The sequence below is a fragment of the Saprospiraceae bacterium genome, from assembly GCA_016710235.1.
Classification (GTDB): domain Bacteria; phylum Bacteroidota; class Bacteroidia; order Chitinophagales; family Saprospiraceae; genus Vicinibacter.
In genome coordinates this window covers 1,729,206-1,741,877 of record JADJLG010000001.1, presented here as the reverse complement: position 1 = coordinate 1,741,877, position 12,672 = coordinate 1,729,206, and the positions used below count along the sequence as shown (strand labels likewise).

Here is a 12,672-nt window from a genome sequence, read left to right as displayed (position 1 = left end):
AGCATGAAAAAATCGAGTTTTATCTATTTGTTTATTTTGGCTTTTTTGTCTTTCAGTCATGCACAGGACAGCACTATCATCAAAGAGGGCTTTGTCAGTTTTTTAAACAGCCAGCACATGTATTGTCGTTTTGATAATACCAGCGGAATAAAGTCAGGCGACACATTATACTACAAACCGCAACAATCTTTTAAACCGACTTTAATAGTCCTCAATACTTCTTCTAATTCCTGTGTATGCAAATCCATTGATACTCTGACCACTTTGCAAGCCGGAGATAAGGTTTATGCATTTAGATTGGTAAAATTGTTTGGAACAACAGATTCATTGATTCATTCAAAAAAGATACAATCGAATTCAATGGTTTCGCCCGACACTTCCAAAATGCCCATCTCTACCCAAAAGCAACAAACTGAACTTCTTTCCGGAAAAATAAATTTTTCCGCTTACAATGATTTAAGCCAGGCATTTGACTCCAGATCTACAGGTATAAGAGTTACAACTTCCTTGAACTGGATGAACATCAAAGAAACTAAACTGTCCCTGGAATATTACCTTTCTTACAGGCACAGATATGGCTTAGATCAATTGAATAATGACTTTTTTGACGATTTAAAAATATATTCTTTATCCTTAAATTACAAGTTGAACTCAAATCATCAGCTCTGGATTGGAAGAAGAATAAATCCTAATATTGCTGCCATGGGTGTGATAGATGGTCTTCAATATGATTGGAAAATAAAAAATTTCAGTGCCGGTATATTAGCAGGGAGTCGTCCCCATTTTCAGGACTATGGTTACAATATTCGTCTGCCGCAAGCGGGAGTTGTTTTGGCTTATCAAAACACAAAAAAAACACATCAATTCTCAGCAGCGTTTATTGAACAGAGATATCATCAATTGACTGATCGAAGATTCAGTTATTTTCAATACAATGGCATCCTGGCAAATAAATTATTTTGCTTCGGATCAGTTGAACTTGATCATTACAGTAAAACGGACAGCAGTACATCAAATCAAATCAGATTGACCAGTATTTATTCACAAGTAAGATATAGATTCTCACGCAAGATCTCCGCTAGTATTTCCTATGACAATCGCAAAAATGTAATTTATTATGAAACTTATTTTCACATCATAGATCAACTCCTGGCTCAAGAGACGAGACAAGGTTTCCGCGCACAAGTTTCCTGGCAAATTCTCAAAAATGTTTCTCTCAATCTCAGTCAGTTTTTGCGTTTTCAAGGACACTCTAAACCCAATAAAACATTTTTGGCTTATTTGTATCTACCTAACCTGCTCAAATCCAAAATAAACTGCTCACTGCAATTTCAGAATCTGGAGACTGATTACATAAAAGGGCTGACTTATGGCGGACGAATCAGTCGCGACTTATTCAAGTCCAAAGCAAACATAGAGTTATCCTATAGAATCAATCAATACAACTATCTGAATCAGGAAAATAAAATCAACCAACATATCCTTGGTACCACTCTATATTTGTACCTCAGTAGAAGATTGTATTTCTCTATGAATTTTGAATGGGATAAAACACCCACAGTACAGTCTCAAAGAATGTTTACTTCGATAAACTTTAGATTTGATAATAAAAAAAATAAAGTAAAAAAATGAAATCCGCTTTCTTATTTTCATTTGCAATTTTCGCCCTCATGTCCTGCAATTCTAAACCAAAAGTGGTAGAAGAAGTCTCAAAAGCAGAACCGCCAATCCAAAAGTTGGAAGCACAAACGGAAATGAACGCATCTGCTAAAGGACCGGTTGGAGCAGATGTACATCAGGTTGTAGCTAAAGAAACTCTAGAGACAGAAAGATATACATACATACTGGTCACCGAAAACAAAGAAGAGTTTTGGATCGCCGTAGCAAAGCGAGACATTAAAATCGGAAACACATATTATTATCGCAATGGTTTGAAAAAAACGGATTTCTATAGTCAGGAATTCAAACGTACATTTCCGGTCTTATATTTGGTAGGAAACATCATAGACCAATCAGAGCATCCGGGTGGGAATATTTCTCAATCTGCCTCTACTCAAAATCCAACAAGCCCTGCAACTAAAATTGAATCAATCGACGTTCCTAATAGAATAAAACTCAGTGATCTTTTTAAAAATAAAAACAACTTCAACCAGAAGAAAATTATCGTCAGTGGCAGCTGTGTCAAAGCAAACTATCAAATCATGAACAGGAATTGGTTTCACATCCAGGACGGATCTACCCACGATGGCAAAAATCTAGACCTGACCATCACTTCACAAGACCAGATCCAGGTAGGAGATAAAGTTGTTTTTGAAGGAGTCATTTCCCTTCAAAAAGATTTTGGCGCAGGATATAAATATGACATTATCATGGAAGACGCGAAAAAAAAATAATTTGAGCCTCACACGATAAAATTCTTATCAAACTGTTTTCTATAATTGAAAAAGGCAAACACACTCAGCACGACAAGAAATAAGGTAGTATAATAGACTTGTGGAGGAATAGGTACAGGATCTCCTGCAGCATAAGAATGTAATCCGGACAAATAATAATTCACTCCGTAATAAGTCATGATTACCGTCGCAAATCCAAATAATGTCGCCAGGTTATATGCGAAAATGGATTTGAGCCCTGGAATAAATCTCATGTGCAAAATAAATGCATATACCAAAGTCGTCACAAGAGCCCAGGTTTCTTTGGCATCCCAACCCCAATATCTTCCCCAGGATTCATTTGCCCACACACCACCAAGATAAGTACCGATACTTACCATGATCAATCCTCCGGTGACCGTGATTTCACTGATGATGGTCAGTTCAACAATCGCCGGTTTTATTCTTTCAATATTGGACGGTCTAGCGGCGATCATCAGTATCAGATTCATCATTCCGATCACTGCACCTAACAGCAAAAATCCGTAAGATCCGGCTTCCATAGATACATGTATCGTGAGCCAGTACGAATTTAAGACCGGCACCAATGGTGTGATTTCAGGGTCTAACCAACTCATCCCTGCTACCAACAATATTGTGGCTGCCAACACGCATGTCGCCGCCAATCCTCCAAGGCTTTTCCTCGAAAAAATCAAACCTGCCAATACCGTTGTCCATGCAATATAAATCATCGATTCATAACCATTGGTCCAGGGCGCATGTCCTGAAATAAACCAGCGAAGTGCCAGGCCGATCGTATGAAAAACAAATGCCCCTATCATAATGTACAAAACGATGGAAGCCAACTTTTTTGCATTGAGCTTGTGCGTGATAGCATTGTATAAAAAAACAAATAATACTATGATCCCCAGTAAACTATACACATTTCGCAATTTCGAAAAAACCGAAAGCTGATTAAATAAAAGTTCTGCTTTGACCTTCGAATCTGAAGGCACTACTCTGCCGGAAACCCTAAGCTGCTCCTCGTGCAACTGCCTCAACCAATCATTCGCTACCGAATAATCTTTCGTGTCCAACGCTTGCTGGATAGCAGGAAAATAATTGGTAATAAATGCTCTGGCAAATCCAAACTGATCATCTGTCGGACTTTTTCCCGAAATATCTGAAGGTGAAACCCAGGTATTATTCTGATCGCCTTCTACCGGAAATACTTTCAATATCCGAGCGGTAAAAATCATATTGGCGATATTCAGCTTTTCATCCAACTTGACGATTGCTTTTTCGAAAGTCCCCTGATCTTTTGGATTCATATGTTGCGCATTGCGAACCTGCTCCTTTAAGATATACTCACCTTTATCATCAAAAAATTTCTGATAGGCGACCAAGCCTTTTTCTGCATTCAACAATTTTAAAATATCTGGATGTGAACCGGCATCAATCAGAGGTACTTTCTCCCATTCTTCCGGTTGCATCATCATTGAAAAAAACAGTTGAGACTCTGACATATTATAAAGCTCCGATTTCTTGGAAATTTTCCTCAATACTTCACTTGCAGAAGTCTGAAATGGTTTCATCCTTCCTTTAAAATCCTGAATGATCATTCGTGAAATCACATCAGCATGATCTTTCGAAATTGCGGGATCGGGAATACTTTGAGAATAAATAAATCCGGGTACGAGGAAGATCAAAACAACACTGACCACGCGATTTTGCACTTGATCCAATTTTTGTATCAGATAAGAAAACCTCGTCTTTTTTGAAAAAAAGATCATCATCAATCCCAATGTCAATAAAAAATATCCCAAGTAAGAAATCCATGTACCCCAAAAATCATGATTGACACTGAGATAGGTTCCTTTCTCATCAGGATCATATGAGGATTGAAAAAAGCGGTATCCTCTATAATCCAAAATATGATTCATATAAATCCTCTGATCCCGTAATACTTGTTTTTCATTGTCCTCCAAAGTAATTTCACTGGCATAAGATGAAGGATTATCTGTTCCAGGATATCTGTCCATCTGAAAATCTCTCAGGTGCAACTGAAAGGGTAATTTCATTACAGAGGAGCCATAGCTCACTGCTACTTTCACTTTCTCATTTTCAAATACTTGTGGTGTACCTTCTTCACCTTTTCTCCCATAAAGTTCCAATACTTTTATATTGCTGCCGTCAGAAATCTCCAGCATCACGCCTGAGGTACTTTCATTTTTGATCTTCTTATTCTCAGAATATGTTTTGACAGTCGCCTTTGAATTGTATTCAGGTACCACCAAGTTTGCATTTCCAATGGAATACAATGCACGCAGTCTGAGGGGTTTTTTGATTCCGGCTTTGACACTGTCTTTCTCCTGAGTGGCCATGACCATATAATTGGCATCTTCTGCGGTTGTGATAAAGAGAGAATCATTTTCCAGAGATATATTTTGATATCCGGGCATCGCTTCATTCCCAAAATTGATCCTTGTGCCGGCATAAACTCCCTTGTCTCCAAATGGAATAAAAAACTCCTCTCTACCTGAATTTCCTGCCACAACAACTTTGATCACCGGTTTTCCTACAGGACTGTCTTCCAGTTTATTTTTAGGATTTGGGATGAAGCCAACCAGGCGCGTATGCAAAAGTTGATCGCCGATCTGATAGGACTGTTCAAATGAATTTCTCCCCAATGATGCAAACAATACAGGTTCAGAAATGCGATATAGTTTTTCGTTCTGCTGAATGGCAAAATTCAGATGCGTCTCAGCACTTAAAAACTCCGACGATGAATCCCCTTCACGAATATGCATCATCCCCTCAAAGCCAAAAAATCTGGTCACAGCCGCACCAGCCAAAATACAAATGATAGCCATATGAAAAGTCAGAGAAGCCCATTTTTTCTGTGGAATCAGCCTGTGTAAATAAATATTGCGTAAAATACTGGCTGCAAATACAAACATCAATACCTCAAACCATCGAGCCCTAAAGACCAGTTTTTGAGCAGCACTGGTTCCAAAATCATTTTCAATGAATGTCGCCACCGCAATAGAGACGGCGAAAATAGCTACATACAGCATGCCTGCTTTCATAGAAAACAGACCATCTAGAACCTTTTTTAACACGTGTGACGGGGAATTTGATTACTGCAAAGATACTTTGCCATGCTCAGAAATACCATACCTCTCCGCCGAAATCAAACGTCAATCTGAACCTATAAATCAGGCTTTACACCAAACTGTCTGAGATGGTGCAGAGCGTGTTTGACCAACAAAGCTTTCCAATGCTCGAAATCCAGGTCTCCAAAGAAAGGATTTCGAATGATGAGCTCGGGTTGTCGGTCAAATAATTGAAGAAAATCATTCACTTCTGTGTTTAATTCTGCCAAGGCATCATCCAGATTACCGTGCCTGTGAGGCAATGGCTGGTCAGGCAGCAATAAGTTCTTTGTATTCTCCTTAAACTCTTTGTCGCTCATGATAAACTCCTGCATCTTTGGAATTCTTTCCTCCTGGGTCAGTATGCCGGTGTACACTATCTTGCCATTCGCATTGCGAAATGCGTCTGCCATATGTTCCACCATATTCTGGGTATCCATTAATCCCCACATTGGTTTTTGATCTGCCGCTATACTACGCACTGCGGACATATAATGGTTTTTTAGAAAAGCTTCAGAATTCATTGCAAACTTTATTGATTAGGAATATCATCTTTTGTAAATCCATATAATTTTCCTGCCTCTTCCTCCTTATACTTTTGGACCAAAGAAAGTGCATCAGGTACGACATCGCTACAGATCACGATCAAACTACCCGTTTTGGCGTTTTCGATCGCATAGCGGATCGCTTCTTTTTCACTTGGAATGATCGTGGTAGGTTTATTGAGATTGAATTTTTTTATACCATTGCTGATCATTTCGATGATTTCCTGATCAGTCCTACCCCGTAAATGCTTGTCTTGTCTGATGATGATCTCATCGAACATCTCCGCCGCCACCCGACCTATACCTTCGTTATCCTCCTGGCGTCTGTCACCTATACCTGCAATGATGCCCACTTTAGGCGTTCCGGGCATTTTGTCTATGAGCTTCTTCAAGGCTGTCAATCCTGCGGGGTTGTGAGCGTAGTCCAGCAAGACGTCAAAATTCTTGAAGTTGAAGAGGTTGAGTCTACCGGGCGTCTGTGCCGGCGAAGGAATGAAGGTCTCGAGAGCTGAGCGAATATCATCCAGTTCAAATCCCTGAATATATCCTGCGAGTACTGTCGGCAGCACATTCTGTATCATAAAACTCGCCTTGCCACCGAAGGTAAGGGGAACATTCACAGCCTTGGTGATGCGCAATTTCCATTCACCACGGCAAATCGTGATAAATCCATTCTCATAGATAGCGCTCAGACCACCTGCCTTCATATGAGATTGGATGCGCGGATTATTCTCATCCATCGAAAAGTAGGCCAGCTTGCATTCCAAATTCGATCTCATCGCATAGACCAGGTCATCGTCAGCGTTCAGGATGGCATGTCCATCTGGCAGCACGGATTCCACGACTACACCTTTCACTTTGGCCAACTGTTCTAAGGTGTGGATGCCTTTGAGACCAAGATGGTCAGGAGCCACATTAGTCACGATGGCGATATTGGAATTTTTGTAACCAAGTCCTGCCCTGAGAATTCCGCCACGTGCTGTCTCAAACACCGCAAAATTGACAGTGGGATCTTTCAGTACAAATTCTGCACTTCCCGGACCTGAGCAGTCACCCTGCATCATCAGGTGGTTCTGGATATAAATGCCGTCTGTCGTCGTATATCCTACAGTGAATCCTTTGAGCTTGGCCATATGAGCCAGCAATCTGGTCGTGGTTGTTTTGCCATTTGTACCCGTTACTGCAATGATGGGTATGCGGGATGGTTTGCCCGGTGGGTACAACATATCGATCACCGGAGCGGCCACATTTCTTGGTAAGCCTTCAGCAGGAGCAAGGTGCATCCTGAAACCCGGACCGGCATTGACCTCAATCACTGCCCCACCGATTTCGGATTGTGGCTTGGTGATATCCTCACACATGTAGTCTATACCGCAGATATCCAGTCCTATCAGTCTTGAAATCCTTTCAGCCATAAACATCACAGACGGATGCATGATGTCTGTGACATCAACAGAGGTACCGCCTGTAGAGAGGTTGGCAGTGTCTTTGAGTACCAGTATTTCGTCTTTTGAAATCACAGTATCCAGAGAATATCCTTTAATGGTCAGCAACTTGCGCGTGATATCGTCTATGGTTATATAAGTCAGCACTTTCTCGTGCCCATATCCTCGTCTGGGATCAGCATTTGTCTTGTCGATTAGCTGTTGGACAGTGGATATGCCGTCGCCTATGACCCTTGCCGGAAGACGCTTGGCAGCAGCGACCAGCTTGTAATTGATTACCAGGATTCTGAAGTCTTCGCCTGTGATAAATTGTTCTACCACCACTGATGAAGATATTTTCTTTGCCGATTCGAAGGCTACCACCGCCTGGTCCCAGGTCCTGATGTCGGTCGTCACTCCCCGGCCATGATTGCCGTCGATGGGCTTGATGACCAGTGGATACTTTAAATAGTCAACTGCGTCTTTCAGACCCGATTCAGAACGTATGATTTCACCTTTTGGCACGGGTATTTCAGCTTGACTGAGGATGAATTTTGTATCTTCTTTGTCTCCTGCCAGCTCCACTCCGATATTACTTGTTTGGCTAGTGACCGTGGCTTGCACCCTCCTTTGATTCATACCGTAGCCCAACTGACAGAGGGAGTATTTATTGAGTCTTATCCATGGGATTCCCCTCGAGATGGCCTCGTCGATGATGGATGCCGTACTTGGACCCAACCGCTCTTTTTCTCTCAGCTCTCTCATCTCCTGAATATCTTCTGTAAGGTCATATTCCTTTGCATCGATCAGTGCTTGTGCGATACGCACGGCAGCCTTACCAGCATAGACACCTACTTTCTCCTCCAGATAATCAAAAACGACGTGGTACACACCTTCTTCACCATAACTCCTCGTCCTACCGAATCCGACCTCCATCCCTGCTATGGATTGGATCTCCAGCGCGATATGCTCGATGACGTGTCCCATCCAGGTTCCCTCCTGTATTCTTTGGAAAAACCCACCCGGCTTGCCAACACTGCATCTGTGGCTGTAGGTGCCGGGAAGTAAGTGCTGGAGACGTTCCAAAAATCCCGGGATTAGATTGGTTGGTTTGTGCTCCATTTCTTCCAGGTCAAGCACCATCACTATAAGTTTGTGCCTTCTCACGGACCAATAGTTTGGCCCTCTCATTACATTAATTTCGCGGATACGCATTCTGCGGGAATTTTATAGATTTTGCTGAAAAGATAGACCGAATTCATCACAAACCGCCAAGACCTTGTATAAAATTTTTTTTGGCATGACTCCCCAGCAAACTGTGGAGTCGGAGGCTTTCGGGGTTCACTTTGTTCCGTCCCACCACGAGCACAATCGCGGTGGGACCAGACCCTTCAGCCTCCTCATGCAATGCCAAAGGGACAAAGGAGGTCCCAGCCAAATATTGTAGATCATACTACTATTGCATTTATTTGTATAGGCATACAGATACTGCAAATCCCAATTCCTGAGATACTATATACAGACACAAATGTTCAAATTAAACAGACAAACTTGCTGGGGCCAACAACTTTGAAGGGCTCACAGCTTGTAATTTTAGCTACAAACTGTTTTAATTCAAATTTTCTGGCAAATGCAATAGTTGCCGCCGAATTAAAATGAGCGCTTGAAATATTGCCTCTTGCATAATTCATTGACATAATGATCAATCACAGATAGCTACCATACCCTCCCGGTTTAGAATACCATTCATTTATTTGCTGATAAAAAACTATTGTCCCGCAATCACAGAACACAATTACATTAGAGTACTTTGGAAGCTGCAAACAGTCTGGAAAATCTAAGACGGTTTATGAAAACTTAAGATGTAGTTTTGCCTACATAAGTATTTAGATATATTTCACCAATATCTTAGGATCCCGACTAGCTCTATAAAATTCACAGAGATTTCATTGGCCCCATTCTGAAAAATGGAATGCCGAATACATTTCCACGATTGAACTTCCCTGGATGAGTATATATATATGTCTGCTTGGTATTATACAGCATACCAAAGCAAGAGGGCTACGGCACTTACTCATGCCACTATACACTAGGACATACACAGCCAGACAACACACTTGCACCAAACGGGAGAAGATCTGTGAGGGATACAGGAAGCCTTGGGCCATCACACTATGAAGACTACTTAAATATGCCCATGAGCACAGGATACGAACGGATAGCGCGTTAACTGACCGATAGACCATACCGACCCAAAGAAAAAAAATCTCTCATTTGTTATCAAATACGAAATAAGTTATTTAACTTTGGCACTAAGGCCTAAATTACCTTAAATAAGAAAAGTAACCACGATTACCTACAAGATATTCATAATTATAAATATCTGCCATTTTGGCAATGATAAAAATGCTATCAAAAATAAAAGACTAGAAAAAGCGACTATGACCTTGGATGACAATATAAAAAAGAAGAAAAACTAAAACTTGCTATTCAAAATACTGTAGTCAGGCTTCGGAGAAGTGTTTCTTAAATTTTAAATTTGATAGCGGGATATCAATAATTCTGTCAGCTGGCCCTCAAATCAGTTTGGAACGAGTCAGGTAAGACTTCCTACAAGATTGACAGCTTTATGGTAGTATTATGTCGAACAATTTAAATATTTTTAACATGAAAAATGCATCTGTATTTTTTAGTATTTTACTGTTTTTATTTTGCTTTGCTTCTTGCAATAAAGAAATAAGTAACGCATCAATTTCACAGGACTTACATCCAACTCAAACGCAATTGAGTTCTTCAAATTATCGTGAATTTGAAACTTTTCTAAATTCAACATACATATCGAATCCTGGGCTTGTGGATGTTCCTACTGTGCAGTCAATTGGCTTTACTCATGTAAATGGATTTATCTCTGAGTCAGAAAAGCAAAGAATTGAATCATTGGTTGCGTCATACTTAAGTGAAGGAAATCATTGCAGAGTGATTGACATAGATATTAAGAATTGTAAGGTAGAACTGATCAGTGAAGGAAACGGGGGAATTATTCTTCCAAATTTTCCCAATAACCTACATCCTGATGGAGGATTAAACGCAATTGGAATTGTACCTGGTACTTGGTGTGACAATACTCAAGATCCATTGGGTGGGGGCTGTGGCAGAGTAGCTCGAGCCTATTTCAATGGATTGATCCAGCCATCAAATTTAGAGTATTGGACTGATATTAGATCCTTTGGCTTAGTTGGCAGCTGCGACAATATAATTATTGACGAATTTCAGATCTGGGATTATATTGAGATTGAGTCCACCGACTTTTGGCATTATACAACTTCATGCTTATCTACGAGTGGACCTTTGTGCTTACAGGCAAGCGATATGAATAACTATTTACAAGTCTTCTTAAATAATCTACAAGCACATCTCCCAGCTCCATACCAAGTGATTGGGAACTATAGCTGCACGTATAATTACTTTCCACCTACTCAAACTGCCCCAGCAAATTGGTATTGGTACTTTTATGTTAAAGTAGGAATTCCGGTATATAGCGGAAATGAAAATTAAATTCTTCACACAATGAGCCAGTTCATTACTGGCTCATTTTATCTTAAAATTAAATATAATGAAATCAATTTCCAATTTAATCATCCTAATTCTTACTCTATATCCATTATATAGTCAAAATGGAAATGCAATAGTATTTGAAGAAGAACAGGATAATTTAAAGTTAAGAATCAATCAATTTGAAAATCAAATCTTCCTATTAAGTAAAAATCTAGAGATAATCAATAAAAAAAACTTATTAATTCCAAAAATTATCCAAAATCCAATATTGCAATTAAATTTTTTCTATCCTATAAATGTAAAATTAGTATATAGCAATGTTTTTATTATCACTTGGAAGTCAGTGTTAGCTGATAAAATTATTCTAGCTAATTACATGTATAATCTGACGACGGAGGAGATGATTTTTAAAGACTCCATACACATTAATGAGATATCAACTTACGAGTCAATTAGTTACAAAGCTAGTGCAAACAATAATGATTATTTTATCTTAAACATAAGAAATCCGGGAAGCACTTTTTCCAACAAGATGAATTTGATCAAGGTGGATTCATATGGTAAATTTAAAATAATGGGTCAAGCAGACAAGTATCTCGATCCTGATCCGGAAAAAAGAAAAATGTTTACACTTAAGTTTGGAATCGGTCTGATAGCTCAAAGCGAAAATAGATTTTTGATTACAGGACAAGTACCGCTGATCTTTGTCATTGATTCGAATTTCAATCTGGTAAAGAAATTTAATCCGGCATTCAATCGAGGTATGTTGGATCAGGTTTTTTTCTTGGATCCAAGAATCCGCAAAGAAAGTGATACCACTTTCGTAGCAGGTGATGATTTCGTGCTAAAGGACAACTTCCCTGAATCCTATGCGCGAAGATATCTTTGGGTAAATGACAGCATCAGTCCTCTACTTTCAAATCAGCTTGTTAATCCCGAGAAACTTCCAAAGGATTTGGTCAACATTAGCACTCCAAGAAATGATATTTACTATGTTCTCTCTAATGTGTATGATGAATACCTCACATTCAAAGCTCCTTATACCAATAAATTCTATATCTCGAAATTCGTCAATGATAAGCAAGTCAGTCATTGGGAGTATGGCGGAGATTATTATTATCGCGTGTTTGATATAGAGGACATCGGGGATGGTAAAGTAATGGTCGTAGGCAGTATCTTCGATTTTTACAAGAACGGATTTTATCAAGGCTTCTATCTGATCATCGACGAAAACGGAAAAGTTATTACAAGTAATATTGAGATAAAAACAGAAGATGAGTATTTTCAATTATTGCCAAATCCAGCCATTAATGAATTAAGAATAGTGTTTAAAGAAAAATTGACAAAAAATTGTGAAATAAATATTTACAATGTATTAGGGGAGAGAATTTTGCATTTAGACATTCAAAGTAATAAAATCGATATTTCTAGCCTTAAGCAGGGACTCTATTATTTTGAAGTCATTAATGGGAGATTAAAAAAAACTAAGCAATTTATAAAAATGTAACTTTTAATAACAATCCATCCCCGCAGATAGTTGCCAAGAATAGTTGTTAGTCTTTCAGTCGAGAGTATTTAGTTGGAAAATGCTTTTTATCATCGCTTTCGGCATTAGGGAATT

Annotated in this window: 7 protein-coding genes; 4 read left to right on the top strand and 3 right to left on the bottom strand. The window is 39.4% G+C overall.

What is annotated here, in order from left to right; genetic code table 11:
* The first annotated feature begins 3 nt into the window (after window positions 1-3).
* Together IPI99_07165 and IPI99_07160 are read left to right on the top strand one after the other, a co-directional pair.
* Window positions 4-1,632 (top strand): hypothetical protein, encoded by a 1,629-nt coding sequence (locus IPI99_07165; GenBank protein MBK7340288.1) that lies wholly within the window; start codon window positions 4-6, stop codon window positions 1,630-1,632.
* The gene (locus tag IPI99_07160; protein ID MBK7340287.1) at window positions 1,629-2,393 is read left to right on the top strand and encodes a hypothetical protein; all 765 of its coding nucleotides are present in this window, start codon (window positions 1,629-1,631) and stop codon (window positions 2,391-2,393) included. The genes IPI99_07165 and IPI99_07160 overlap by 4 nt, the downstream gene beginning before the upstream one ends.
* Window positions 2,394-2,401: 8 nt before the next feature.
* Here the strand turns inward: IPI99_07160 and ccsA are convergent, their stop codons facing one another.
* From ccsA to cphA, 3 genes are all read right to left on the bottom strand, one after another.
* A complete protein-coding gene (gene ccsA, locus IPI99_07155; GenBank protein ID MBK7340286.1) occupies window positions 2,402-5,461 on the bottom strand; it encodes a cytochrome c biogenesis protein CcsA in 3,060 nt (1,019 codons plus the stop codon).
* Window positions 5,462-5,583: 122 nt separating this feature from the next.
* On the bottom strand, window positions 5,584-6,018 hold the full coding sequence (locus IPI99_07150; GenBank protein MBK7340285.1) for a hypothetical protein: 435 nt from the start codon (window positions 6,016-6,018) through the stop codon (window positions 5,584-5,586).
* Window positions 6,019-6,059: 41 nt separating this feature from the next.
* Window positions 6,060-8,711 carry a cyanophycin synthetase gene (gene cphA / locus IPI99_07145; GenBank protein MBK7340284.1) on the bottom strand — a complete coding sequence of 884 codons (2,652 nt, stop codon included), beginning with the start codon at window positions 8,709-8,711 and terminating at the stop codon, window positions 6,060-6,062.
* A 1,452-nt stretch (window positions 8,712-10,163) separates the two neighbouring features.
* Between cphA and IPI99_07140 the strand changes: the two genes are divergently transcribed.
* Both IPI99_07140 and IPI99_07135 read left to right on the top strand, forming a co-directional pair.
* Window positions 10,164-11,051 carry a hypothetical protein gene (locus IPI99_07140; GenBank protein ID MBK7340283.1) on the top strand — a complete coding sequence of 296 codons (888 nt, stop codon included), beginning with the start codon at window positions 10,164-10,166 and terminating at the stop codon, window positions 11,049-11,051.
* 58 nt (window positions 11,052-11,109) lie between these two features.
* Complete coding sequence (locus tag IPI99_07135) at window positions 11,110-12,558, top strand: T9SS type A sorting domain-containing protein (protein MBK7340282.1); 1,449 nt, start codon at window positions 11,110-11,112, stop codon at window positions 12,556-12,558.
* Window positions 12,559-12,672: the final 114 nt, after the last annotated feature.

What these genes read in the sequence shown, in the direction of transcription:
- cphA (MBK7340284.1), bottom strand. Translation starts at nt 8,711, where the DNA reads ATGCGTATCCGCGAAATTAATGTAATGAGAGGGCCAAACTATTGGTCC.
- ccsA (MBK7340286.1), bottom strand. Translation starts at nt 5,461, where the DNA reads ATGAAAGCAGGCATGCTGTATGTAGCTATTTTCGCCGTCTCTATTGCG.
- IPI99_07165 (MBK7340288.1), top strand. Translation starts at nt 4, where the DNA reads ATGAAAAAATCGAGTTTTATCTATTTGTTTATTTTGGCTTTTTTGTCT.
- IPI99_07160 (MBK7340287.1), top strand. Translation starts at nt 1,629, where the DNA reads ATGAAATCCGCTTTCTTATTTTCATTTGCAATTTTCGCCCTCATGTCC.
- IPI99_07140 (MBK7340283.1), top strand. Translation starts at nt 10,164, where the DNA reads ATGAAAAATGCATCTGTATTTTTTAGTATTTTACTGTTTTTATTTTGC.
- IPI99_07150 (MBK7340285.1), bottom strand. Translation starts at nt 6,018, where the DNA reads ATGTCCGCAGTGCGTAGTATAGCGGCAGATCAAAAACCAATGTGGGGA.
- IPI99_07135 (MBK7340282.1), top strand. Translation starts at nt 11,110, where the DNA reads ATGAAATCAATTTCCAATTTAATCATCCTAATTCTTACTCTATATCCA.